The sequence below is a fragment of the Flagellimonas sp. ABD4_174 genome (assembly GCF_056160185.1).
Genome location: NZ_JBSWWP010000001.1, coordinates 204,017 through 228,362, shown reverse-complemented (window position 1 = coordinate 228,362; position 24,346 = coordinate 204,017). Strand labels below are relative to the sequence as shown.

23 protein-coding genes are annotated in these 24,346 nt (G+C 41.7%); 13 read left to right on the top strand and 10 right to left on the bottom strand.

From position 1 onward, the window contains the following. Positions 1 to 24 precede the first annotated feature (24 nt). A complete protein-coding gene (locus ACXAFK_RS00980; RefSeq protein WP_293297628.1) occupies positions 25 to 594 on the top strand; it encodes a DUF3109 family protein in 570 nt (189 codons plus the stop codon). On the opposite strand, the gene ACXAFK_RS00975 is transcribed toward ACXAFK_RS00980, so the two are convergent. The 4 genes from ACXAFK_RS00975 to ACXAFK_RS00960 form a co-directional block, all read right to left on the bottom strand. Then, a complete protein-coding gene (locus ACXAFK_RS00975) occupies positions 587 to 2,512 on the bottom strand; it encodes a tetratricopeptide repeat protein (RefSeq protein WP_474956500.1) in 1,926 nt (641 codons plus the stop codon). The genes ACXAFK_RS00980 and ACXAFK_RS00975 overlap by 8 nt on opposite strands. 57 nt (positions 2,513 to 2,569) lie before the next feature. Then, positions 2,570 to 3,304, bottom strand: coding sequence for a LytR/AlgR family response regulator transcription factor (locus tag ACXAFK_RS00970; protein WP_224835821.1), 735 nt, complete (start codon positions 3,302 to 3,304; stop codon positions 2,570 to 2,572). Between the two features lie 1,096 nt (positions 3,305 to 4,400). After that, on the bottom strand, positions 4,401 to 5,054 hold the full coding sequence (locus ACXAFK_RS00965; RefSeq protein ID WP_224835820.1) for a gluconate 2-dehydrogenase subunit 3 family protein: 654 nt from the start codon (positions 5,052 to 5,054) through the stop codon (positions 4,401 to 4,403). Next, entirely contained in the window at positions 5,054 to 6,772 is a 1,719-nt protein-coding gene (locus tag ACXAFK_RS00960; RefSeq protein WP_224835819.1) for a GMC oxidoreductase, read from the bottom strand. The genes ACXAFK_RS00965 and ACXAFK_RS00960 overlap by 1 nt, the downstream gene beginning before the upstream one ends. A gap of 136 nt (positions 6,773 to 6,908) precedes the next feature. On the opposite strand from ACXAFK_RS00960, the gene ACXAFK_RS00955 reads away from it, so the two are divergent. Genes ACXAFK_RS00955 through ACXAFK_RS00940 form a run of 4 tightly spaced genes read left to right on the top strand, consistent with a single transcriptional unit; the run spans position 6,909 to position 10,766 of the window. Then, a complete protein-coding gene (locus tag ACXAFK_RS00955) occupies positions 6,909 to 7,907 on the top strand; it encodes a sugar phosphate isomerase/epimerase family protein (RefSeq protein ID WP_474956499.1) in 999 nt (332 codons plus the stop codon). Between the two features lie 20 nt (positions 7,908 to 7,927). Further along, positions 7,928 to 8,371, top strand: a complete 444-nt coding sequence (locus ACXAFK_RS00950; protein ID WP_224835817.1) for a DinB family protein — start codon at positions 7,928 to 7,930, stop codon at positions 8,369 to 8,371. 20 nt (positions 8,372 to 8,391) lie between these two features. Then, complete coding sequence (locus ACXAFK_RS00945) at positions 8,392 to 9,621, top strand: nucleoside permease (protein ID WP_224835816.1); 1,230 nt, start codon at positions 8,392 to 8,394, stop codon at positions 9,619 to 9,621. An 8-nt stretch (positions 9,622 to 9,629) separates the two neighbouring features. After that, on the top strand, positions 9,630 to 10,766 hold the full coding sequence (locus ACXAFK_RS00940) for a Gfo/Idh/MocA family protein (protein WP_474956498.1): 1,137 nt from the start codon (positions 9,630 to 9,632) through the stop codon (positions 10,764 to 10,766). A gap of 47 nt (positions 10,767 to 10,813) precedes the next feature. Here ACXAFK_RS00940 and ACXAFK_RS00935 read toward each other — a convergent pair whose 3' ends face one another. After that, the gene (locus ACXAFK_RS00935) at positions 10,814 to 11,278 is read right to left on the bottom strand and encodes an ASCH domain-containing protein (RefSeq protein ID WP_474956497.1); all 465 of its coding nucleotides are present in this window, start codon (positions 11,276 to 11,278) and stop codon (positions 10,814 to 10,816) included. A gap of 158 nt (positions 11,279 to 11,436) precedes the next feature. Here ACXAFK_RS00935 and ACXAFK_RS00930 point away from each other — a divergent pair, with 158 nt between their 5' ends. The 6 genes from ACXAFK_RS00930 to nadD all read left to right on the top strand — a co-directional run bounded on the left by ACXAFK_RS00930 (position 11,437) and on the right by nadD (position 16,108). Beyond that, complete coding sequence (locus ACXAFK_RS00930; RefSeq protein WP_474956496.1) at positions 11,437 to 12,489, top strand: sugar phosphate isomerase/epimerase family protein; 1,053 nt, start codon at positions 11,437 to 11,439, stop codon at positions 12,487 to 12,489. After that, entirely contained in the window at positions 12,486 to 13,229 is a 744-nt protein-coding gene (locus tag ACXAFK_RS00925; RefSeq protein WP_474956495.1) for a 3-keto-disaccharide hydrolase, read from the top strand. Before ACXAFK_RS00930 ends, ACXAFK_RS00925 begins: the two co-directional genes overlap by 4 nt. Before the next feature lies 1 nt (position 13,230). Further along, complete coding sequence (locus tag ACXAFK_RS00920; RefSeq protein WP_474956494.1) at positions 13,231 to 13,986, top strand: 3-keto-disaccharide hydrolase; 756 nt, start codon at positions 13,231 to 13,233, stop codon at positions 13,984 to 13,986. Positions 13,987 to 14,066: 80 nt separating this feature from the next. Next, positions 14,067 to 14,924, top strand: coding sequence for a YicC/YloC family endoribonuclease (locus ACXAFK_RS00915; RefSeq protein ID WP_474956493.1), 858 nt, complete (start codon positions 14,067 to 14,069; stop codon positions 14,922 to 14,924). Next, the gene (gene gmk, locus ACXAFK_RS00910; protein WP_224835809.1) at positions 14,921 to 15,514 is read left to right on the top strand and encodes a guanylate kinase; all 594 of its coding nucleotides are present in this window, start codon (positions 14,921 to 14,923) and stop codon (positions 15,512 to 15,514) included. The genes ACXAFK_RS00915 and gmk overlap by 4 nt, the downstream gene beginning before the upstream one ends. Before the next feature lie 9 nt (positions 15,515 to 15,523). Beyond that, entirely contained in the window at positions 15,524 to 16,108 is a 585-nt protein-coding gene (nadD, locus tag ACXAFK_RS00905) for a nicotinate (nicotinamide) nucleotide adenylyltransferase (protein ID WP_474956492.1), read from the top strand. 15 nt (positions 16,109 to 16,123) lie between these two features. Here nadD and ACXAFK_RS00900 read toward each other — a convergent pair whose 3' ends face one another. Both ACXAFK_RS00900 and ACXAFK_RS00895 read right to left on the bottom strand, forming a co-directional pair. Next, on the bottom strand, positions 16,124 to 16,843 hold the full coding sequence (locus ACXAFK_RS00900) for a DUF6503 family protein (protein ID WP_474956491.1): 720 nt from the start codon (positions 16,841 to 16,843) through the stop codon (positions 16,124 to 16,126). Between the two features lie 36 nt (positions 16,844 to 16,879). Beyond that, complete coding sequence (locus ACXAFK_RS00895; protein WP_224835806.1) at positions 16,880 to 19,153, bottom strand: inorganic phosphate transporter; 2,274 nt, start codon at positions 19,151 to 19,153, stop codon at positions 16,880 to 16,882. 149 nt (positions 19,154 to 19,302) lie between these two features. On the opposite strand from ACXAFK_RS00895, the gene dgt reads away from it, so the two are divergent. Continuing rightward, positions 19,303 to 20,661, top strand: coding sequence for a dGTP triphosphohydrolase (gene dgt, locus ACXAFK_RS00890; protein WP_474956490.1), 1,359 nt, complete (start codon positions 19,303 to 19,305; stop codon positions 20,659 to 20,661). Here the strand turns inward: dgt and ACXAFK_RS00885 are convergent. Beyond that, positions 20,658 to 21,716 carry a DUF3078 domain-containing protein gene (locus ACXAFK_RS00885; RefSeq protein WP_474956489.1) on the bottom strand — a complete coding sequence of 353 codons (1,059 nt, stop codon included), beginning with the start codon at positions 21,714 to 21,716 and terminating at the stop codon, positions 20,658 to 20,660. The two genes, dgt and ACXAFK_RS00885, sit on opposite strands and share 4 nt — an antisense overlap. Then, on the bottom strand, positions 21,707 to 23,485 hold the full coding sequence (locus ACXAFK_RS00880) for a 1-deoxy-D-xylulose-5-phosphate synthase (protein ID WP_474956488.1): 1,779 nt from the start codon (positions 23,483 to 23,485) through the stop codon (positions 21,707 to 21,709). Before ACXAFK_RS00880 ends, ACXAFK_RS00885 begins: the two co-directional genes overlap by 10 nt. A gap of 83 nt (positions 23,486 to 23,568) precedes the next feature. On the opposite strand from ACXAFK_RS00880, the gene ACXAFK_RS00875 reads away from it, so the two are divergent. After that, positions 23,569 to 24,018, top strand: a complete 450-nt coding sequence (locus tag ACXAFK_RS00875) for a nucleoside deaminase (protein WP_474956487.1) — start codon at positions 23,569 to 23,571, stop codon at positions 24,016 to 24,018. Between the two features lie 52 nt (positions 24,019 to 24,070). On the opposite strand, the gene ACXAFK_RS00870 is transcribed toward ACXAFK_RS00875, so the two are convergent. Continuing rightward, complete coding sequence (locus ACXAFK_RS00870) at positions 24,071 to 24,265, bottom strand: cold-shock protein (protein WP_163624136.1); 195 nt, start codon at positions 24,263 to 24,265, stop codon at positions 24,071 to 24,073. Positions 24,266 to 24,346: the final 81 nt, after the last annotated feature.

Sequence of the window (24,346 nt, the reverse complement as noted above, 5' to 3'; positions counted from 1 at the left end):
CTTTGCGATAAAAGTTGATTCTTTATGTTCCAAATTGGTAAAACCATTGTGTCCGAAGAGATTTTGCAGAACGATTTTGTTTGCAATCTCAATGCTTGTAAAGGGGCCTGTTGTGTAGGGGGTGAATATGGCGCTCCCTTGGAAGATTCCGAGACCGATAGGCTTGTGGACATTTATCAAGATGTAAAACCTTTTTTACGTCCGGAAGGAATTAGTGCCATAGAGGAACAAGGTGCCTTTGTGAAAGGGGAAGATGGTGAGTGGGAAACTCCGTTGGTAAACAATAATGAGTGTGCCTATGTTGTTTTTTCGGAAGACGGGGTTGCAAAATGTGGGTTGGAAGCTGCTTACGAAGCTGGGGTTACCAAATGGAAAAAGCCCATATCGTGCTATTTATATCCGGTAAGGACCAGGGAATACACTGAGTTTACCGCGGTAAACTACCATAAATGGGAAATCTGTGATCCCGCTTGCTCTTTGGGAGCAGATTTAAAGGTGCCCATTTATAAATTTGTAAAGGATGCCTTGATCCAAAAGTTTGGAGAGGATTGGTACCGGGAATTGGAGACTGTAGCCAAGGAAAGCGCTAAATAGTAGGGATATCCAACACTACCTTGGTTCCGTTCGGATTGCCATTTTCATCAAAAAGGTCCATAATTGCCACATCAAATTTATTTTGATAATCCTTGGCAAAATTGGCCAACCTTTCTTTGGTAATATGTATGCCCAATGACTTTCTTTTAAGAACCCTGTTTTCTTTGTTGAGCTCCGCCATAGTTCGACCTACTCCGTTGTCCACTATCTCGATGGTTACATGGCCCTTGTCCTTATGCTTCACATTGATCTGTATTTTTTTGTCCCCTTCTTTTGGGGATAGGCCGTGCCAAAGTGAGTTTTCCAAAAATGGCTGTAATGTAAGGGATGGGATTTTGATATTGTCCACATTGATATCTTTCTCCACCTGTATCTTAAAATCTATCTCATTGGAAAACCTGATATTTTCTATATTCATGTAAAGCTCCATGGTGCCCAATTCTTCCGATAAGGAAATTTCTTTTTGGGATGAGGCTTCAAGAATTTTGCGGACGAGTTTGGAAAATTTGTTCAGATAATGAACGGCATTTTTCTGCTCGTTGTTTATAATGTACAGTTTAATGGAATTCAATGAGTTGAACAAAAAGTGCGGGTTCATTTGGCTGCGCAACATTTTTTGTTCCAAGGTGAGAACTCTTTTCTCGTTCTTGCTTTGGTATTGCCTGTACAAAATGTAAAGAATGGAAGAAATAAGCCCCACGATCAAGGCGCTTACCAATAATGTGGTCTGGTTTTTTTTCAATCTTAACCTAACAATCTCATTTTCTTTGGCCAATACTGCAATTTGATTGTTTTTCTTATCGTTTTCGTATTTTACGATAACATCGTTCATGTACCGTAGGTTGGTGGCACTCGAAATCTGTTTATCGTACTCACCGGCTTTTTTGTAATACTCGAAGGCCTGTTTAAAATTTCCTCTGCCATTCTCCAGGTCGGACAATTTTTCGTAGGCATATAGGATGTTACTGGGGATATTCCTGGTTTGGGCCATTTCCAGGCCTTCGAAGATATAATTCTCCGCTTTATCGTAATTGGCCAATTTTGTGTGGGCCCATCCGGTATTGATATAAACCAAGGAGGTAATGGAAAAGTCCCCGATATTTTTGGATTCGTTCTGTAAAGGTTCCAATAGAACCAATGCCAGATAGGGCATGTTCTGTTTTAAATAGATCTGTGCCAAACTGTTCTTGCAGATCACACGGCCTATGTCGGAGTCTATTTCTTCGTTATAGGCCAAAGACTTTCTGTAGTTCTCGAGAGCTCCCTCCAAATCTCCTTTTTCCTCCAAACAGTGACCTATGTTTTGATGGTTGATCGCCAATCCGAGTTGATTGCCCATCTCTTCTTCTAGTTTTAGGGCTCGTTCAAACTGCAGAATGGCCAAATCGTACTGTTCCAACGTTTGGTAGAGGTTGCCAATACCATTTAAGGCTACATTGATACTTCTTTTAATGTGGTTGGATGGATTCTCTACCTGTTCTGCCAGTTCCAATGCCCTCTGGTTGTAGTCCAATGCTGTTTTTATGGCGTCTGTTCGGCGGTATACGACCCCTAACATATTTAAGCTGAGTACTCTAAAATCTATACTATTGGCCTCCTCCGAAATTTCAAGGGCCTGCTCGTGCAGTTTTACAGCTTTTTCATACTGGGAAATGTTCCTGTATTTCATTCCCAATAGGTTCAGGGCATATGCCCTGCCCTCAGAATATTCATTTTCCCTGCTCAAATTGTCAAAAAACCGAAGTAAGGTAGTGTCTCTTTTGTCCGGGTACAACTCTTTGTCCAATTCCTCGTAAGTCTTGGGCCGAAGCTGCACCAAGGTTTCCACTTTTTCTTTAAACTCTTCGGTAATTTCCTGTGCACTTGATAGGTTAAAAACAAAAAAGAGCGAAAGAAAAAGCACTGTGTTTCTTTTCACTCGATTCAGGTATTCGACTTGTGTAAAGTTTTCTATAGGCACGGGAACATTGCGGGATTAAAGCATATCCAAAAAGTCGGATTTTTTTTGTCGGGAAACAGGGATTTTATGGTTGGATTCCAAAACAACATAACCGTCCGTTTTAAGGAATTCCTTTATTTTGTTCAGGTTTATGATGTAGGAATTATGGATTCTAAAGAAGCTGTTTTGGGGCAACAGGGCATTGACTTCCTTGAGTTTTTTGGTAAGCAGGATTTTTTGCCCATCAGCTAAAAAAATGGTACTGTAATTTCCGTCCGATTCTGCATAAAGTATATCGTCACTGTTGAGGAAGACCAACTTGCCATCCGTATTGATGGTTATTTTTTTATTATGGGAGTCCGCATTGAAGTTGAGCAATATTTTCTCCAACTTTTCTACGGTCAGGTTTTTGGCGTTGAACTTTTTTATTTTGGTAATGGTTTCCTCAAGATCATCCGAATCGATGGGTTTTAGCAAATAATCGATGGCCTCGTTTTTTAAGGCTTGTAGTGCGTATTGATTGTATGCAGTGGTGATTACAACCGGGAAATCCTTGTTCTTTAGGTTTTTTATGAATTGAAAACCGTCCATTGCGGGCATTTCAATATCCAAGAACAAACAATCTGGAGTGTTTTGCTCCAGATAGGTCAAGGCTTCGCGGGCATCGGTAAAGGACGCAATAATATCCACTTCATCGCTCAAATTGGTAAGTTCCCAACTCAAACTTTGTAGGGCCTTAATCTCATCATCAACAATTACTGCTTCTAGCATAATATAATATAGGTATAATCAAATTTAGAATTATTCCTCAAATACTGCTAAAATTATGTGTTAATGGATATTTAGTGCGTATAACTGGTAAAAAAAACAAAACCAAAGGAAATCTGGTGATTTATAAGGACTTCCTTGTTCAATACTACGGATTTCGCCTACACACCTAAAATATACAACAGCCGATTATACACAAAAAGTTGCAATTTATACATAGAGCTCCTGAGCAAGGGGTTTTGTTATCTATATTCGGCATGTCAAAAAACAAAGGACAGACCAAATAGCCAGCAGATGAGAAAATGTGCAATATTGTTCCTGATTTTGATAATGGCTCTTATTTTTGCCGCAGTATCAGAAAAGAATAGTGCCGAATTAAATTCGGATTGGAATAGTGTGGTTGCCAAGAAATGATTTTGGCATCCCATTACAAGCTCTTTAAAATTTTGTATTACCAATAGAATGTACGGCCACAGCAACCAATCACATGATTGTAAAAACCGCTTGCAAGATTAAATCTTCAATTAGGCTGCGATCAAGATTTGATTTTAGGTTTCGGGGGAACTACCTAGAACAAATAAAGATTATACCGGCCATGATTGAAGAGGCCGTACTCTTGGTAATATTAAGCTATTAGTTCATCATAAAAGATAGGCCGGGCAAGTTTCTTGCTCGGCTTTTTGTTTATTAAGAGTTACTATTCTGTGCAAAATGTTGGAAGTGCCAGATGTCAACATTTTGTGTTAAAAACTTTACTTCATTTACAGCCGCTATTGCTTCTTTAATCCGCAGTATTTTTAAATATTTGCAACCATCCCAAATGTATTTTTACAAGTTTCCGCTATAGCTCTCCATAGGGCAATGGTGTATTTAATTGGGAAAAAGAAATACTGTAGTCTGGTTGATGTGTTTTACAAAATGTTGGATTACAGTTTTATTGTACTGTATTAAAGCGGTACGTGTGATAGTGTTTATTGATTTTAATACCTCGGATGAGTTCACCCCACATTAGAACGTTCCGAGGTATTTTTGTTTGTGCAGGAAACTAAAAAAGCCTCCTATTTAGGAGGCTTCTATTTTTATTGGAGGCTTCTAAAACTTAGAGTGACCATGCTTTACCATTGGTCAAAGTTGTAACATCCTCACAGGCAATATACTCTCCTGGTATTGGAAGATAAGCCAAAACTTCCTCTCCCACATATTCGGAATTTTTGTAGGCCCATGTCGCCAAATCCCTTAGTTCGTGGGCAAAGGATACTCTGGAAATCTCATCGTCCAAAGTTGCCTCGCCGCCTTCCATTATGGCTTGCATATAGCTCATAATGGCCTCGTTCTGCAAATCCTCTTCCTCGTCAGTTCGTTTTTTCAAATATGTTGCAAGGGCTGGTTCTATGTCCGCAGGTTCTATGTCCATTAAGGATTCCTTACCGGAATCTGCCAAAACCTTTTCGTAAAATTTGTTCATCTTCATCACAACAAAGTCTCTTTGTTCCAACGGCATTACCTCATCCAAGTAAGCATCGATAAACGCATGTACGTTCATCTCTGTTGCAGAAGGGGTATCTGTTTTTGGAAGAATCACATCCAGGGTCTGTGCCATGGCATAACCTTTGTCCTTATCAAGGAAATTTGGAGTCCATTCCGCATATGCCGGTTTGTTCTTGCAACTTTGCAGTAACGACAATAATGTTGGAGTGGCAACGGCATAACCAAAAGCCAACCCCATATTTTTGAGTGCTGATCTTCTTTCCATTATATATTTCCTTTTTTAAGTTCTTGAGCTGCATGGTTGGCCGCTCTTGCAGTAAATGCCATATACGTTAACGATGGATTCACACAGCTTGCCGAGGTCATAAACGCACCATCGGTTACATAAACATTCTTACATCCGTGTACCTGGTTGTTTCCGTTTACAACAGAAGTTTTTGGGTCACGGCCCATACGGGCGGTACCCATTTCATGGATTCCAAGTCCAAGGGCATAGGGCCGATCATATGGAGTAATGTCCTTGGCGCCGGCCTTTTCCAACATTTGAACCGCTTGGTCCTGCATGTCTTTACGCATGTTGATCTCGTTCTCGCGGATTTCGGCATCAAAAGTTACGGTTGGTAGTCCCCATTTATCCTTTTTGTCGTAATCCAAAGTCATTTTGTTATCGTGGTAAGGTAGTATCTCACCAAAGGCAAGCATATTCATGGTCCAACCACCTGGGGTCAACATGGCATCCTTGTAATCTTTTCCAAAAGAAGCTTCGGCAATCAATTCTTCATAGTTGCCTCTACCGGCACCACCTTGGTATCCGTAACCTCTGGTGAAATTTTTCATGTCGGAGTCGCCTCCTAGGTTTCTAAACCTTGGGATATAAATTCCATTTGGCTTTCTTCCTTTATAGTATTTGTCTTCGTATCCTTCAAACTTTCCGGATGCTCCTACCAAGAAGTGGTGGTCCATAATGTTGTGTCCCAATTCTCCAGAATCGTTTCCTAATCCATTGGGGAATCTATCGGATTTGGATTGCATCAAAATAGAAGTGGATGCAACAGCCGAAGCACAAAGGAATATAACCTTGGCCTTGAACTCGAACTCTTCTTTGGTCTCTCTGTCTATAACCTTAACGCCTGTTGCTTTTTGGGTATTTGGATCATATATGACCTCGTGGACTATGGAGTCGGGTCTTAAGGTCATGTTGCCTGTGCGTTCCGCTGCGGGCAAAGTAGAGGAAACACTACTAAAGTATGCTCCGAAAGGACATCCTCTGATACATCTGTTTCTAAACTGGCAACGTACACGTCCATCGCCATCAAATTTTTTATCACTGTTAATGTGAGCCACCCTACCGGCGGTAATAACCCGTCCGTTAAAATGCTCGGCAACCTTACCCCTAACATGGTCTTCCACACAGTTAAGTTCCATCATGGGTTCAAATTGGCCGTCCGGCAATTGTGGTAGACCCAGGTTTTCTCCGGAAACTCCTATATAACTTTCAACTTTATCGTACCAAGGGGCTATATCCTTGTATCTTACCGGCCAATCAACGGCGATACCTTCGTTCTTATTGGCGGCGAAATCAATATCGCTCCAACGATAGCTGTGTCTCCCCCACATAATGGAACGTCCGCCCACATGGTAGCCACGCATCCAATCAAAACGTTTGGTTTCGTTGTAAGGGTGATCTAAATCGTTTACAAACCAGTGCTTGGAGGCCGCCCCAGTGGTATAGCCTGTTCTGGATTGCTTTTCTTGTTGTTTGATATCTTCTCGGGTTGCGTTCCCGGCATGGGGGAAATCCCAAGGATCCATATTGGCTGTTGGGTAATCTTCACGGTGCTTTACCATGGGACCTCGTTCCAAGACCAAGGTCTTGAGGCCATTTTCGCACAATTCTTTGGCAGCCCAACCACCACTGATACCCGTTCCTACCACGATGGCATCATAGGATTCCTGCTCCTGATTGTAATAAAATTTACTCATTTATTCGGATTGTTTATTTGCTAAATGTATTAATTATTAAATTAATTTTCTACATTTAATCCCTATGTTTATTGAGAATTCAGCACTATAACGTTGTAGTTTTTGGATTCTGAAAGAAATTAACCAACATAAAAATATGAACAGACGTAGATTAACCCAAAAAAGTATCGTAACCCTAATTTTTGTTGTTTTTTTAGGATTTTCTTCCTGTAAGGAAAATCAAAAAAAAGAATTCGAAGCAGAAAAAGTAACAGAGCAAGAAGTTGCAGAGGAGTCCAAACCGGAAATTAAACTCTCATTGGCCCAATGGTCCATGCACAAAATGATTCTTGAAGAAGGAGTGGACCCATACTCTTTTGCAGAAAAGGCGAGCAACTGGGGCTTTGAAGGACTGGAGTATGTAAGCGGCCTATATTACAAAGAATTGGAGGCAGCCAATTTTTCGGAAGAAGCGATGAACAATTGGGTGGAAAAAAGCAAGGCAGAAAGTGAAAAATATGGGCTTCGGAACCTTTTGATCATGGTGGACGGCCAAGGGGATATTGCAGTGGAAGACGAAACCAAAAGAACAGAAGCTGTGGAAAACCATTACAAATGGGTAGATGCGGCCGCAGCATTGGGCTGTCATTCCATTCGTGTTAACCTAAATGGGAGCATGGAGCCCGAAGTTTGGATTCCGGCCTCTGTTGCAGGACTTAAGCAATTGGCAGGCTATGCCAAGGAAAAGAACATCAATATTATTGTGGAAAACCATGGCGGGCCATCTTCGAACGGTGCATTGTTGGCCGAGGTAATGGAGAAGGTGGGTATGGAAAACTGCGGCACACTGCCAGATTTTGGTAATTTTTGTATCAGAAGAGAGGCCGGCGACTACTATTCGTCCAAATGCTTGGAAGAATACGATCGTTATAAGGGAACCAAAGAACTCATGCCTTATGCAAAAGGTGTAAGCGCCAAATCCTATAGTTTTGATGAAGAAGGCAACGAGACCAGAGTGGATTATCCACGAATCATGGAGATTGTCCTGGAATCCGGATACGAAGGTTTTGTTGGAGTAGAATATGAAGGCTCAGAACTGAGCGAAGAAGAAGGGATTTTGGCAACCAAAAGGCTCTTGGAGAGAATAGTGCAGTAAAACGAACACAATAGCATCAAATGAAGGGGTTTTTACAGCAGCTCTTCGATTACAATTTTTATTGTAACAAAAAAATTATCGAGCAATGCAGTGGTCGGGAAAAAGTTTCTGGCGACTGCATTAGACTTTTTAGTCACATACTCAATGCGCACCATATTTGGAACCAGAGATTACTTGGTTCGGAAGTAAAGTTCGATGTTTGGGATCAACATGATATGGTACTATGGGAAGAAATCCATTACGAAAATCAAAAGACCTCTTTTGAAATTATTTCCAATACGGATACCTTTGAAAAACGTGTTGAATATGTGAACAGCCAACAAGTTCACTTTTCTAACGAGGTAAAGGATATTCTTTTTCATATTATCAATCATTCCACCCACCATCGCGGCCAAATTATGATGGAATGGAGAAAGGCTGGTATAGCTCCGGAACCTTTGGATTATATACACTACAAACGATAACAACTAACTAATTACACAACATGAATTTTAAGACCAAATTTCAACTGTCCTTTATGATGTTCCTCGAATTTTTTATTTGGGGCGGATGGTTTGTAACACTGGGAACTTTTTTGGGAACCAATTTAAAAGCTAGCGGCGGGGAGATCGCCCAGGCGTTTTCCACTCAATCTTGGGGCGCCATAATTGCTCCTTTTATTATTGGGTTGATCGCAGACCGATATTTTAATGCTGAACGGATTTTGGGCATTTTGCACCTAATAGGGGCATTTTTAATGTACCAAATGTATCAGACCACGGAATTCTCCGTGTTCTATCCATATGTTTTGGGCTATATGATCTTGTACATGCCGACTTTGGCATTGGTCAATTCCATTTCATTTAATCAAATGAAAGATCCTGCCAAGGAATTCTCGCCGATTAGGGTGTTTGGAACCATTGGCTGGATAGTTGCGGGATTGGTGATCAGTTATGTTTTTCTGTGGGATTCACCCGAGAGTTTGTCCGCAGGAATGCTGAAAAACACTTTTTTAATGGTAGCCATAGCATCGGCAATATTGGGGTTGTTCAGCTTTACCTTGCCCAAAACACCGCCAAGAGTGGACAAGACCGAAAAAGTCACCATAACCGATGTGTTGGGGCTCGATGCCTTGAAATTGTTGAAGGATAAAAACTTTTTGGTTTTCTTTATTGCCTCGGTATTGATTTGTATCCCATTGGCCTTTTACTATCAAAACGCCAATCCATTCCTCACCGAGATCGGATTGGACAATCCGACCGGAAAAATGACCATTGGGCAAGCTTCCGAAGTGCTTTTCATGCTATTATTGCCACTGTTCTTTACAAGATTTGGCTTTAAAAAGACCATATTGGTCGGAATGTTGGCCTGGACTGTACGTTATTTGCTCTTTGCATATGGCAATGCAGGCGATTTGGCATTTATGTTGATTTTGGGGATAGCACTACACGGAATTTGTTACGATTTTTTCTTCGTGTCCGGACAGATTTATACCGATACCAAAGCGGGGGAGAAATATAAAAGTGCAGCTCAAGGACTGATCACCTTGGCCACTTATGGAGTGGGGATGTTGATAGGGTTTTGGATAGCAGGAAAAATTACGGACTCCTATTTATTGGAAGACGGAAGCCATGTTTGGCAAAACATCTGGATTTACCCAGCAATATTTGCAGCCGTGGTATTTGTGCTGTTTGCGTTGGTATTTAAAAATGAAAAAGTAGAATATAAATCATAATAAAAAACATGCCTAAAAAAATAAGACTTGGAATTCTTGGTGGGGGCGGCGACTCCCTTATCGGAGTTTTGCACCGCGTAGCCTCTTTTATAAATGATAATTATGAAATTGTTGGGGCCGTATTTACCCCCGAACTGGAAGATAGTTTAGCGTTCGCAAAAGAGATAGATATTCCAACGAATCGAATTTATAAGGATTTCGACACCTTGGTGGAAGAGGAAATGAAACTGCCGGAAGACGAACGTATTCAGGTCTGTTCTATCCTCACTCCAAACTTTCTTCATTTTCCGATGGCAAAAAAACTGTTGGAAAATGGATTCAATGTCATTTGTGAAAAACCAATGACCACCAGCTATGAGGAGGCCAAAATATTGCAGGAAACCCTAAAAAAGGCAGGCACCGTATTTGCAGTCACCCATACCTATACAGGTTACCCAATGGTGCGTCAAATGCGGGAGATGATCAAGGGAGGGGTCATTGGAAAGATACATAAGGTCGATGCCCAATATTACCAAGGTTGGATGAACCCTATCATACATGACAAGGAAAAACGGGGCACTGTTTGGAGGCTCGACCCCAAAAAAGCAGGGATTAGTTCCTGTATGGGAGACATTGGAGTACATGCCTTTAATATGGTCGAGTACACCACCGGATTAAGGGTTAGATCTCTATTGTGCGATTTCAATTATTTGTACGACGATAACCAAATGGACATGGATGGAACCGCTTTGATACGAATGGATAAGAATGTAAAAGGCGTCATTAGGGCAAGTCAGGTGGCCACTGGGGAAGAAAATAACCTAACCATTGCCGTTTATGGTGAAAAAGGAGGTTTAAAATGGGGGCAGGAGAACCCTAACTACCTATATAAATTAAATGATCCAGAACCTTTGCAAGTATACAAGCCAGGACATGGGTATAATTCAGAACTCTCTTTGGGCGGCACAAAATTGCCACCAGGCCACCCAGAAGGAATTTTTGATGCCATGGCGAACATATATTTGGGCGTGGCCAAGGCAATTCGTGGAGAAGCCTATAACAACGGAGAATTTCCGACCATAATAGATGGTGTGCGTGGCCTAAATTTTATAGAAAACACCGTTGCTTCACACAAGAATGGAAATGTTTGGGTAGATATGGATTGATCCAGGACCCAAAATAATAGATATAATGGCTGTCCAATGGACGGCCATTATTTTTTATATAACATTTCAAATTGCTCGAACACAATGATCATGCTTTCCTTTGGAGTTGTGCCAAATTTGGCCAATTCGCGGGTGTAGTAGTCCCAATGGGTCTTTTTCCAATGTTCCAGACTTTTATCCCCTTCACCTTCCAAACGGGCGTGTTCTTCTCTAATACTAAAATAAGGGAGCAGTTTTACCCCAGTGGTGCGAATAATACATTTGGCATTCCCGTCCCAATCCGTAACCACATAAAAATCTCCGATTTTAGGTAAATTTTCGTTGCGGAGCTGTAAACCTTTTAAGGCATGTGAGGTGGCTCTTTTGGTTTCTTTGCAAACAAGATCTGCACAAGTATTGGCATCTTGTTCATTATCACAAAAATGTATCACTTTTGGAGCATCTTGGGAGGCAAACTCCAAATGGGCATCTAAAAAATCGCCCCATAAATTGCGGGCAGAAGCATTTTCCATATGTGGTTTTTATAAGCGGTAAGCTATTTTAATTGTATATGAATTCCTATATTTATGTTTTGCTACATGAGGTGTAAAAATAGCATAGTTTTTTTCTTAAATATAGAAGATAAATCCCAATTTGATTGGGATTTCCTAATTCCTTAAAATTAAATTCAATGAAGACAATCAAAGGACCAGCTGTGTTCTTGGCTCAATTTGTGGACAGTCAACCTCCTTTCAATACCTTGGATGGAATGTGCAAGTGGGCCTCCGACCTTGGTTACAAGGGCATTCAAATACCAACTTGGGAATCATTTCTTATAGATTTGGACCAAGCAGCAGAAAGTCAGGATTATTGCGATGAGCTCAAGGGAAAAATTAATTCCTACGGATTGGAGATCACCGAACTTTCCACCCACTTGCAGGGACAATTGGTGGCTGTTCATCCTGCATACGATATTATGTTCGATAATTTTGCTCCCAAGGAACTGCACGGAAAACCGAAAGAACGAACCAAATGGGCAGTTGAAACGGTTAAAAAAGCGGCAACAGCAAGCCGTAGGCTCGGACTTAACGTCCATGCCACTTTTTCGGGCTCATTGCTTTGGCATACCGCCCACCCGTGGCCACAGCGTCCTGCCGGATTGGTGGAAATGGGTTTTGAAGAGCTCGCCAATCGATGGAAGCCCATCCTCGATCATTTTGATGAAGAGGGCGTGGATGTCTGTTACGAGATTCATCCCGGAGAAGACCTTCACGATGGGGATACTTTTGAAAGATTTTTGGAAGCTACGGGAAACCATAAGCGCGTAAACATACTTTATGATCCAAGTCACTTTGTTTTGCAACAACTGGATTATATTGCGTATATCGATCATTATCATGAGTTCATCAAATCCTTTCACGTAAAGGATTCGGAATTTAACCCAACAGGTAAAAAGGGAGCATTTGGCGGTTTCAACGATTGGGGAGACAGAGCAGGGAGATACAGGTCCCTAGGGGATGGACAGATCGATTTTAAGACCATTTTCTCCAAACTTACCCAATATGGCTGCGATGTTTGGGCCGTTATGGAATGGGAATGCTGTATTAAAAGCCCGGAACAAGGAGCGCGCGAAGGCGCTAAATTTATTCAAGATCATATAATAGAGGCAACAACCAAAACCTTTGACGATTTTGCGGGAGCAGATGTGGATAAGGTAAAATTGAAAAAAATACTTGGACTATGAAAAGAGCATTGATGTTGGCATTACTGGCCATTGGCGTTGCCTGTAAAGAAAACCCAAAGGAAAATAAGGAAGAAAAAGAAGAAGTGATCGAGATTGTGAAAGAAGCCGAAGATGAGTGGGTTACGCTATTCGACGGAAGTTCATTCGAAGGCTGGCATTACTATAATGGCGGACCAGTTACCGAGCCATGGAAATTGGAAGATGGGGCCATGGTGTTCTACCCATCGGAAAACAGGGAAGAAGGAGCGTCTTTTAATCTGGTTAGTGATGCTGAGTTTACGGATTTTATTTTAACTATGGAATGGAAAATTGCCGAAGGAGGCAATAGTGGAATTTTTTGGGGTGTTTCAGAAGATGAAAAATACGCCCAGCCCTATTTAACAGGACCAGAAATACAAGTGTTGGACAATGAAAGACATCCTGATGCCCAAAATGGGGAAAATCGTATGGCAGGAGCTTTGTACGATATGGTTTCGCCTACCCAACATGTAACCAAGCCAGCCGGTGAATGGAATACGTTTGAATTAATGGTGAACCATAAGACCAATAAAGGACATGTAGTATTGAATGGAACAAAAATAGTGGAGTTTCCAGTGCATGGGCCGGATTGGGACAAAATGGTCGCATCCTCAAAATTTGCAGATTGGGAAGGTTTTGGCGCTTACAGGACTGGAAAAATCGGTTTACAAGATCATGGGGACAGGGTGTCCTATAAAAACATAAAGATCAAAGCATTATAATATGTATAAATTAAAAATTGTTCCATTGCTTTTGGCCATCTTGTTTAGTGGATGGACCTGGTCCCAGGACATAGAGCCAACCACTCCCGAGGAAACGGAGATATATGAACCAGTGCCGGCAAAGGTAATTCCGGGCAAAGCAGGAGCTCCTCCAAGTGATGCCATCGTACTTTTTGATGGGACATCTTTTAAAAATTGGATAAGTTCCAGGGATAGCACGGATGCCAAATGGCTCTTGAACGAAGATGGCAGCATGACCGTAAAGGACAAGACGGGAGATATTCAGACCAAACAAAATTTTGGGAGCATTCAGCTTCATATTGAGTGGAAATCCCCAGCAGAAGTGCAAATGGATGGACAAAACCGAGGTAATAGCGGTGTTTTCTTAAATGGAATCTATGAAGTTCAAGTATTGGACAACAATAACAACGACACCTATGTAAATGGTCAAGTGGGCTCCATTTATAAACAGCATGTACCCTTGGCCATGGCATCGGTCCCTTCTGGCGAATGGAACACCTACGATATAATTTATCATGCACCAGTGTTCGAAAAAGGACAAAAAATAAAATCAGGTACCATTACCGTTATCCACAATGGTGTGTTGATCCAGGACCATGTGGAGATCAAGGGCACAACGCCATATATTGGTTGGCCCAAGAATCCGCCACATGGCAAGGGACCTCTTAGGCTTCAGGACCATGGGGACAATAGCAGGGTGAGCTACCGTAATATTTGGGTCAGGGAACTGGAGTAGTTTCCAAGGGGCCAAAATTTAGAATCTTCAAAGGTCAAAATCTATTTTGGTTACCTTTGGCAAAATTTAATCATACGTATATGATTCAATCCATGACAGGCTTTGGGAAGCACGTAGTTCAGCTTCCTTCAAAAAAAATTACAATAGAGCTTAAATCGCTTAACAGCAAAAATCTGGATATTAATGCCAGGCTTCCACAATTTTATAGGGAAAAGGAGCTGGAATTACGTAAAATGATTGCCAGTGCCCTAAACAGGGGTAAAGTGGATTTTAACCTTTATGTGGAAATAACCGGTGAGGAGACTACGGCAGAAGTTAACAAGGGTGTGGTTAAAAAGTATATGGAGCAATTGGCCGCAATTGCCCAAGGAGATGACATTAAACTGTTGGAAATGGCGTTACGTATGCCCGATACCCTTAAAACCGATAAAGACGACATCGATGCCGAAGAGTACGAGGCCATTAAAAAAGCAATGGACGAGGCCCTATCCAAAATAGTGGAGTTCCGCAATGAGGAAGGCAAGGTTTTGGAGCAGGATTTTGTAGAGCGATTAAAAAAACTCAACGAACTTTTGGATGCTGTAAAAAGCATGGATCCAGATAGGTTGGCTACGATACGGGAACGTTTGGAGAAAGCTGTGGCCGACCTTAAGGTGGAATTGGATGCGAATAGATTTGAACAAGAACTCATCTATTATTTGGAAAAGTACGACATTACCGAAGAAAAGGTACGTTTGGCGAACCATTTAAAATATTTTGAAACCACCCTGAATTCCAAAGAATCCAATGGTAAAAAACTAGGGTTCATCTCACAAGAAATAGGAAGGGAAATCAATACCATAGGATCCAAGGCCAATTTTGCACCCATGCAACAATTGGTGGTCCAAATGAAGGACGAATTGGAAAAGATAAAAGAACAAATGCTCAATGTGCTATGACAGAAGGTGGTAAACTCATCATATTTTCGGCCCCATCGGGAAGTGGTAAAACTACCATTGTAAAACATTTGTTGAATCAGCCGGAACTCAACTTGGCCTTTTCCATTTCCGCAACCTCGCGCCCGCGCAGGGGCAAGGAAAAAAATGGGGTCAACTACTATTTTATGTCCGTTTCCCAATTTAAGCGACACATTAAGGATGGCGATTTTTTGGAATGGGAAGAAGTGTACCGCGACAATTTTTATGGGACTTTAAAAAGTGAAGTGGAACGTTTGTGGGCAGAAGGCAAAAATGTAATATTTGATATCGATGTTTCTGGCGGGCTAAGGATCAAAAAGAAATTTCCGGACAAGACCCTGGCTGTTTTTGTGAAGCCTCCCAGTGTAGATGAGCTAAAGATCAGACTTAAAAAGCGCAGCACGGAGAGTGACGATAAGATCAATATGAGAATTGCCAAAGCGTCGGTAGAATTGGCAACCGCCCCTCAGTTTGATAAGATTATTAAAAACTATGATCTGGATGTAGCTCTCGACGAAGCCCACAAATTGGTCGCCGATTTTGTTGGGGCCAAGAATCCCGATTCAAAATAAGATTGACGTATGAAACAGGTAGGGCTCTTTTTTGGAACCTTTAACCCGATACATATTGGTCATTTGATCATTGCCAACCATTTGGTGGAGTTTTCCGATTTGGATGAGGTTTGGTTTGTTATAACCCCGCAAAGTCCATTTAAGGTAAAGCAATCGCTTTTGGACAACAATCACCGGTTCCAAATGGTGTACGAAGCTGTACAGGATTATCCCAGGCTCAAACCCAGTACAATTGAGTTTGATTTGCCCCAGCCCAACTATACTTCCAATACCTTGGCCCATCTGGAAGACAAATATGGCCCGGATTATGCGTTTTCATTGATCATGGGCGAAGACAATCTAAAAAGTTTCCACAAATGGAAAAATTATGAAGCCATATTGGAGCAATACTCGATCCATGTTTACCCGCGCATTTCTACGGGCGAGATGGCCCATCAATTTGAGGATCACCCCAAAATCACCAAGGTCAGTGCGCCGATAATGGAAATATCGTCCACTTTTATTCGAAAGGCCCATAATCAAGGAAAAAATATTCGTCCAATGCTGCCCGAACCGGTGTGGAAATATATGGACGAGATGAACTTTTACAGATAAAAAAACACGAACTGTTTATTGTATTTTTTCCAGAGTGTCGGTTCCTAAATACTTATCGTCCTTGTTCATGTACCATGCCCTCGTTTTTGGCATTTTGATACTATTTACTTCCGCCAGGCCTTCTAAAAGAATGTACTCTCCGTCGTTTTTGGTTTCATCGTGAAAAAATTGATATACCTCCATGGCGTAAGTGGAAGGGTCAAAATAAAAGTACCAAGTGTCTTTGCCAACTTCGGCATCGTAAGTGGCCTTTAAAACAACATATTGTTTATTCTTGAAGGTTTTTTGTTGTACCACGGGATCTAGGTGGGTGCCTGGGTCGTTCAACTTCATGGGAAGGCCGTATAGGTAAGTGTAGTAATCCTTCATCATGGTTCCCCGTTCGCAGGTCAGGCGATACTTTTCGGCTTCTTCCTTGGTAAACTCTTTGCTCTCGTTAAATATGATTTCGCAGGACCCGTTTTTTAAAATATATGAGTAACGATCACCATCTTGGGTAACATCCAATACAAACTCCTGTTTGGGGAAATCCACGGAAATCACACTTGTGCGTTTAGGTCGCTCCGGAGTTTCCATAACTACTTTGAACGATGTTTTTAGGTTGGCCCAGTTACCATCTGGATCATGAAATGAAATGGCCTTTTCCAAAACTTCTTTTGCAGAAAGGGATTGTGAGTGCAATGGCGCAAGGCCCAATAGGCCAACTGCCATAAGAGAAAAGAAATATTTGATCATATCTTTACAATTTATAGATGTTGTAAGATACCGAATTTATTTCTTTGGTATAGTTGCTGGTTTTACGGAACTATCGTGCTCTGCATAATAGAGTTCCAGTAATTCCATCATAGAAGTGATCAGGTCCCTGCTTTCCAGCAACAAAGAAAAATATAGTGTGGTGTTCTTTGGGCTCGATTCTTCCGTCCTTGTTCGGGAAACCTGCCTATTTATCTTTTGCGAAACCATTTCATTGATCTCGTTTTTGGATTGAAGCACATCTCCAATTTGCTCAAAGGAGCGATCTACAAATGCTTTTTCCGTGCTGTTGAATATTTTTTCCAGATAATTATCTATCTCTTTGAGTTCCTTTATCTGGTTGTATTTTAATTTTTTGTGGTTGTTGTTAACGTGGTTGTAACTCACCTTGCCGATGTATTCGAGGGACTGTGACATATCCGTTAGAAGATCCATCACATTAATGTAAAAGTTACTCGCGCCCACATGCGCTTCATCCAGGTTTTTGATAAAGTAGAATGTATCGTTTCTAAGACCGTCTATTTCTGAAGAGAGTTTGTTACTTTGTTTTTTGTTCTTTTTCAAAAAGTCCAAATCATGTTTGGACAACCCTCGAATACAGTTCGAGTAAATACGGTTGCTGCGCTTTACAACGTTGGCAATATTGGTTGCACTTTCCTCTATAACTCCTTGGATGGAACTGCTTTCGGCACGTCTTAAACTATCTTCGGCCTTTATTTCTTTGGTCTTTTTGTTGTGCGAGATATAGTTGCGCAGTAAAATGACCGCTGCCAACATCAACATAATAACGAGCGAAACAAATTTTCCTATAAACAACAGGTAAGCGATTATCGCTGCGGCCGTAAATGCACTAAGGGCGGTAAAAAACCAACCACCGATAACGTTCAATACTCCGGCAACGCGATATACGGCACTTTCTGCACCCCATGCCCTATCAGCCAAGGATGTACCCATGGCCACCATAAAGGTAACATAGGTGGTGGACAAGGGCAATTTCATGGACGTGGCGATGGAAATAAGTACACTGGCCACCATTAGGTTGACCGAAGCCCTTACCAAATCGAATGCTGGCAGCTCCTGGGTTTTACTTTTTGGAACATAGGTTTGTGGCAATACAAACTGTTTGTCCAATTTAGATTGAAGAGATGGAGGAACAATTTTTGATACGTTTTCAAAAGCCACGATACTGAATTTCACTATTTGTCTAGACAGATAATTGGGCTGAAAACGTTCGTCGCCCTCATCTTGCCTGGCCAAGTCGACACTGGTTTTTACAACTCCTTTTGCTTTGGAGGAAAACCAGAGCGTAATTACCATTACAGCTCCGGATAACAACAATAGCATTGTTGGAGTCTGCACGGCAGAGGCTAGTCCGCGCATATTAAATTCCGTTGCAGTTATACCAGAAGCCTGCCAATCTTGGTACGATTGAAGTGCAGCAATAGGTACACCGATAAAATTTACCAAATCGTTGCCAGCAAAGGCCATTGCCAGGGCAAATGTTCCAAAACCTATTACGATGCGGTATATGTTCCATCTTAAAAAACTTGCCACGATGAACGATAAAATCGTCCAGAATGCAAAATTTCCGGCCAAGAAAGCAAGGGGCTGGGTTGCCACAAACTCAGAAATTGCTCCGTCAAAAAGGGCAGCGCTCTTCAGTCCTTTTACCAAAATAAAATATACAATGGCCGTAATCGCAAGGCCACCAAATATAGACTCTACCCACTTGGATTTGTTCTGAAATTTAAAAGAAATCAAGGCTCTCGATACAAACTGAACCAGGGCACCTATGGTAAATGCAATAAAAACGGAAAGGAGAATCCCAAAAATAATTTCCGCCGCCTTATCTGTGTTTATATATGTGGCCAGATCCGAAAACCCTCCTTGGGTATCGGCGATTTTTATCAAAGAGATGGCTACAGAGGCCCCCAAAAGCTCAAATACAATGGAAACGGTCGTAGATGTGGGCATTCCCAAGGTGTTGAAAAAATCCAATAGTAGAATGTCCGTAATCATTACGGCCATAAAAATGAACATGATTTCTTCGAAAACGAACTCACCGGGGTTAAATATCCCCTTTCGGGCCACTTCCATCATTCCACTGGAAGACATTGCGCCAAACGCTATACCAACACTGGCAACGATCATAATGGTCCTAAAAGATATCGCTTTGGACCCGATTGCCGAGTTCAAAAAGTTAACCGCATCGTTGCTTACGCCCACTACCAAATCGGTTATGGCCAATATGCCAAGGGCCACAACCATGAAAATGTAAATATTCTCTCCCATTCTTTAAGAAATATGGCAAAAATGCCATTATAATTCGGCAATGAGGTTAACAAAATGTTACCAAATACGCTCTTAAAAATATCAATATTTTTCCAGTGTAGGGCCTAGGTTCATCTTTTGATTTATCTTCGCTAACAAATAATGGACCAATGGATTGGGAGCAATTACTCTCTTTAAAACGATTCGGAGACAAAGGTAAAAGGCTTAGAAAGGAACAGAATGAGACCCGATTGGGGTTCGAGGTGGATTACGATCGGATTATTTTTTCGTCGGCTTTTAGAAGTTTACAGGATAAGACACAAGTGTTTCCGATGCCGATCGCCGTTGGTTCGCAAAAAAACTTTGTACATACCCGGCTTACACACAGTATGGAAGTTTCTGTTGTGGGAAGAAGTCTTGGCCGAAGTGCTGGACAGCAAATTTTGGCAAAGTATCCTTTTTTGACCGAAATCCACGGTTATCAATTTAATGATTTTGGTGCAATTGTTGCCGCAGCTGCCTTGGCCCACGATATAGGGAATCCGCCATTTGGGCATAGTGGGGAAAAAGCTATCGGCAATTATTTTAAACAGGGCAAAGGGAAGCAATTTCGAGATGTTCTTTCTGCAGAGGAGTACCAAGATCTTATCGATTTTGAGGGAAATGCCAATGGTTTTAAATTATTGACAGAGTCCAGGGACGGTGTGCCCGGGGGGCTTCGTTTGAGTTATGCGACTTTGGGTGCCTTTATTAAATACCCAAAAGGATCATTGCCCAAAAGACCGTCCAAGAACATCGTGGACAAAAAATTTGGATTTTTTCAATCGGAGAAAGCCTTTTTCCATGAACTTGTGCAAGAAATTGGCCTTTTGCCCAACCCTGACCACCCGGAGACAGGTTTTTTAAGGCACCCTTTGACTTATTTGGTAGAAGCGGCTGATGATATCTGCTATACCATAATCGATTTTGAAGATGGCATCAACTTAGGATTGATTCCGGAAGAGTATGCCCTGGAGTATCTTATCAATTTGGTGAAGGACAACATCAACACGAAGAAATATAATACAATGACCACCTCGAGCGACCGTTTGAGTTATTTAAGGGCTCTTGCGATAAGTACACTGATCGGGGACGCCGTGGATGTTTTTGTAAAAAATGAGGATAAAATATTGAACGGGGAGTTCAATGTATCATTGCTCGATAAAGGAAAATATACCGCTCAAGTTGCCGATATTATTAAATTGAGCGTCGAAAAAATCTATCAGTCCACAGAAGTGGTGGATAAAGAGTTGGCCGGGTATCGCATTATTTCCGATTTACTGGATACGTACACAACGGCTTTGATAAATGTTAAAGAGGGCCAGGATACGAATTATGACCGACTGCTCTTAACAAGTTTGCCCGAGAAATACCGCAATACGGATGCATCACTTTATAAAATCCTATTGGATACCAGCTGTTTTGTTGCAAGTTTGTCCGACAGTGCAGCGGTGCACATTCACGATAAGTTGACAGGCCGACATATTTAAAACGAATAGAGTAGGCCAACCCCAAGTAGTTGTTTAAACTGGATTCGGGGTATGCCCGGGTCTATTGTTGTGCCATCTTCGGCGATTTGTTCGTCGAATTTGATATCATCATCAAAAATAAGGTGGGTTCCAATGTTGGCATTGAGGTATTGGTTGACCTTAAGGTTAAAATTAAGTTCCCAGTCCACATCGATATTGCCAAAACTTCTTACATAATCCGTGTACAGGTTTAGGCGATGGTTCATTAAAACATTTTCCGCTATTTGTGTCTCCCATGTATTGGTGATCAAAAAACCAAGTTCCAAAAAAATGTGTTCTCCCTCTTCCACACCAAACGCCCCTTGGTTGGAAAGAGCTTCGTCCAGAACAAAAGTGGATTTCATGGTGGCGGGCGAAATATAAAGGTTGAATTTGTCCTGAGGCGGTATGTAGGATGTACCGACACCCACAAACAAGTAACCGGGGGACATAAATCTTGAAATAGGATTCTCTCGGTTCGGGTACTTATATCCGTTGGAGAATTGTGTTCTCATGTTTGCTTTTACCGAGTAGTACCAATTGGTTATGGTGTCCTTTCTAAAACTCAGGGTGGTGGACAAGCGGATTTGATCGTCTGTTTTTCGGAGTTTCCTGCCCTCTTGCGCATTGATGCCATAGCGCAGCTGGACCTCATTGTTCCAATCCAGATAACGGAACTTATAGTTCCGGGCAAAATCTGCACTTGCCAAGGCCGACACCGAGTTGTCCCCTCCGGCGTTCCAGTTCACAAAAGCAACTTCACTAATGTTAAGTCCAAATTTGTTCACTTTTTTCCAAAAAGAAGTTGGCTTGAACCGCTTGTACCAAATACTCAGAGGTTTTACCCGGTTCAGCACGGTTCTGGGGTCTGTTAGCTTAGCGTTTCTGGTCAGATATTTGAGCTTTACATCCTTTATGCGAACAACTTTAAAATTGGAGTCGGTACTGTCTGGCTCAAAGGCCTTTAAACGTGTGATCTGAGCATTGCAAGTAACAAAAACGGCAAGGAACAGGATTAAAAAACAATTTATTCGCATGGGTTTAAGGTTGATTGTATATAAGAATGTATGGCATCAAAATCTATACCAGCCAATTTATGGGTTTCGGGAATGGTTCCATGATCGATAAAAGAATCCGGAATGCCGAAAATCTTAATTGATCCTGTATACTTTTCTTCATTGGCAATTTCCAGCACAGCAGAACCAAAGCCGCCAATTTTGACACCATTTTCTAGGGTAATTATGTGTTCATGGTTTTCAAAAATATGTTGTAGCAATGGTTTGTCCAATGGTTTGATAAAGCGCATATCGTAATGTCCGATCTCTTCCGGTTTCCCTGATTTTTTGATTAGTTCGGAAACTTGGTTCCCAATATGGCCCACGCTAAGTATTGCCATTTTGGTGCCCTTCTTTAGTTGTTTGCCAGTACCGATTTTTATGGATTTCATTGGGTTTTTCCAATCGATGATGGCTCCTCGCCCCCTGGGGTACCTTATTGCAATGGGAAGCTCCAGCCCTTGTTGTGCAGTGTACATAATATCCCGTAGCTCGTGCTCGTTGAGCGGTGCAAAAATAACAAGGTTCGGGATGCAGCGTAAATATGCAATATCAAAAACACCATGATGGGTAGGTCCATCCTGGCCTACCAAGCCTGCTCGGTCCAGGCAAAAAACCACCGGAAGTTTTTGAAGGGCTACATCGTGGATCACTTGATCATAGGCCCGTTGTAAAAAAGTAGAGTAAATATTGCAGAACGGGATCAACCCTTGGGTTGCCATACCGGCCGCCAAGGTAACAGCATGTTGTTCGGCAATACCCACATCAAAAGCTCGGTCGGGTATTTGGTCCATCATAAACTTTAGGGAACTCCCACTGGGCATAGCAGGGGTAATTCCAACTATTTTGCTGTTCTTTTGGGCCAATTCCACAATAGTGTGACCAAACACATCTTGATATTTTGGAGGTTGAATTACCTCAGGTTTTTTGATGCGTTCCCCTGTTATTTTATTAAACTTGCCAGGGGCATGGTAGACCACCTGATCTTCTTCTGCCTTTTTTAGGCCTTTTCCTTTGGTTGTGATGATGTGGAGCAACTTTGGGCCATCTACATGCTTTAGTCTTTCCAGTTCTTCAACAAGTTTTTGCAAATCGTGTCCATCCACAGGGCCGGAATAGTTGAGGTTGAGGCACTCAAAAATGTTCTCGTCCTTTGCCTTTCCTGCCTTAACATTGGTAAGGTATTTTTTTAGGGCCCCAACACTGGGGTCTATGCCGATAGCATTGTCATTGAGAACGATCAATGCATTTACATCGGTCACCCCGAGATGGTTTAAACCTTCAAAAGCCATTCCGCTGGCTATGGATGCATCGCCGACCACCGCAATGTGCTGTTTCTTTGTATGTCCTTGTATTTTTGATGCCATGGCCATGCCTAAAATGGCAGATATGGCCGTGGAACTATGGCCTGTTCCAAAATCATCAAATTCACTTTCGCTCCGTTTTGGAAAACCGCTAATACCACCAAGTTGGCGGTTGGTATCGAATAACTTTTTTCTGCCCGTTAGGATTTTATGTCCGTATGCTTGGTGTCCAACGTCCCAGATCAGTTTATCCTGAGGGGTGTTGAACACATAGTGCAGTGCAATGGTAAGTTCCACTACACCCAAACTTGCCCCCAAATGCCCTTCCTTTGTAGATACAATGTCAATAATAAACTCCCTCAATTCCTGCGCGAGTTTAGGCAGCTCTTCCAAAGCTAACTTTTTGAGATCTGCAGAGGAATCGATATGTGATAGTAATGTTTCCAAAGAATAAAAAACAAAAGTATCGATTATCCCTAAAATTATTTTATGTGTAGCTTAGCAATCTATTGAAAATGACTTAAAATTTCGTGGAAAATCCGTTTGACGATACTTATTTTATGAAGAAAGCCATGCAAGAGGCCGAGATTGCCTTTGAAAATGGCGAAGTACCGGTAGGAGCAGTAGTGGTAATCGAGAATAGAATTATTGGAAGGGCGCACAACCTTACGGAACGCTTAAAGGATGTTACAGCGCATGCCGAGATGCAGGCCATAACCGCAGCTTCCAATTTTTTGGGCGGCAAGTATTTACATGGCTGCACGCTTTATGTTACTTTGGAACCATGCCAAATGTGCGCGGGAGCACTGTATTGGAGCCAAATATCCAAGGTTGTTTACGGAGCTCCGGATCTAGAGCGCGGATATAGTGTAATGGGCGGCAACCTGCATCCCAAAACTGCTGTGTCAGGGGGTGTGTTGGAGAAAGAGTCGGCAGAACTTCTAAAGCGTTTTTTTATACAGCGGAGAAATTTGAACTGATGAAAAAACCCGGCATCGCCGGGTTTTACATTCTAATCAAAATAAAATATTGTTATCCGATTACCTGCACTTGTGCTGCAACCACTCCTTTTCTTCCTTCTTCTTCGATGTATTCTACTTTGTCGCCTTCGTTCAGTTCCACTCCGTTCAATGCTGTAACATGAACAAAGATGTCTTTTCCTGTGTCGTCGTTTGTAATGAACCCATAACCTTTGGATTCATTGAAAAATTTTACTGTACCAGTCATTAAATAAAAATAAAATGTTAAAACACGAAAGTAACTTTTTTTATGAGTGAATGGGTAAAAAGAACTTTAAATGTTTAGAAA

Bases quoted from the DNA above. Each gene is read 5' to 3' on its own strand.
- gmk (WP_224835809.1), top strand. From the start codon at position 14,921: ATGACAGAAGGTGGTAAACTCATCATATTTTCGGCCCCATCGGGAAGT.
- ACXAFK_RS00970 (WP_224835821.1), bottom strand. From the start codon at position 3,304: ATGCTAGAAGCAGTAATTGTTGATGATGAGATTAAGGCCCTACAAAGT.
- ACXAFK_RS00980 (WP_293297628.1), top strand. From the start codon at position 25: ATGTTCCAAATTGGTAAAACCATTGTGTCCGAAGAGATTTTGCAGAAC.
- ACXAFK_RS00955 (WP_474956499.1), top strand. From the start codon at position 6,909: ATGAACAGACGTAGATTAACCCAAAAAAGTATCGTAACCCTAATTTTT.
- ACXAFK_RS00925 (WP_474956495.1), top strand. From the start codon at position 12,486: ATGAAAAGAGCATTGATGTTGGCATTACTGGCCATTGGCGTTGCCTGT.
- ACXAFK_RS00960 (WP_224835819.1), bottom strand. From the start codon at position 6,772: ATGAGTAAATTTTATTACAATCAGGAGCAGGAATCCTATGATGCCATC.
- ACXAFK_RS00950 (WP_224835817.1), top strand. From the start codon at position 7,928: ATGAAGGGGTTTTTACAGCAGCTCTTCGATTACAATTTTTATTGTAAC.
- nadD (WP_474956492.1), top strand. From the start codon at position 15,524: ATGAAACAGGTAGGGCTCTTTTTTGGAACCTTTAACCCGATACATATT.
- ACXAFK_RS00965 (WP_224835820.1), bottom strand. From the start codon at position 5,054: ATGGAAAGAAGATCAGCACTCAAAAATATGGGGTTGGCTTTTGGTTAT.
- ACXAFK_RS00945 (WP_224835816.1), top strand. From the start codon at position 8,392: ATGAATTTTAAGACCAAATTTCAACTGTCCTTTATGATGTTCCTCGAA.
- ACXAFK_RS00900 (WP_474956491.1), bottom strand. From the start codon at position 16,843: ATGATCAAATATTTCTTTTCTCTTATGGCAGTTGGCCTATTGGGCCTT.
- ACXAFK_RS00940 (WP_474956498.1), top strand. From the start codon at position 9,630: ATGCCTAAAAAAATAAGACTTGGAATTCTTGGTGGGGGCGGCGACTCC.
- ACXAFK_RS00915 (WP_474956493.1), top strand. From the start codon at position 14,067: ATGATTCAATCCATGACAGGCTTTGGGAAGCACGTAGTTCAGCTTCCT.
- ACXAFK_RS00870 (WP_163624136.1), bottom strand. From the start codon at position 24,265: ATGACTGGTACAGTAAAATTTTTCAATGAATCCAAAGGTTATGGGTTC.
- dgt (WP_474956490.1), top strand. From the start codon at position 19,303: ATGGATTGGGAGCAATTACTCTCTTTAAAACGATTCGGAGACAAAGGT.
- ACXAFK_RS00935 (WP_474956497.1), bottom strand. From the start codon at position 11,278: ATGGAAAATGCTTCTGCCCGCAATTTATGGGGCGATTTTTTAGATGCC.
- ACXAFK_RS00930 (WP_474956496.1), top strand. From the start codon at position 11,437: ATGAAGACAATCAAAGGACCAGCTGTGTTCTTGGCTCAATTTGTGGAC.
- ACXAFK_RS00885 (WP_474956489.1), bottom strand. From the start codon at position 21,716: ATGCGAATAAATTGTTTTTTAATCCTGTTCCTTGCCGTTTTTGTTACT.
- ACXAFK_RS00895 (WP_224835806.1), bottom strand. From the start codon at position 19,153: ATGGGAGAGAATATTTACATTTTCATGGTTGTGGCCCTTGGCATATTG.
- ACXAFK_RS00920 (WP_474956494.1), top strand. From the start codon at position 13,231: ATGTATAAATTAAAAATTGTTCCATTGCTTTTGGCCATCTTGTTTAGT.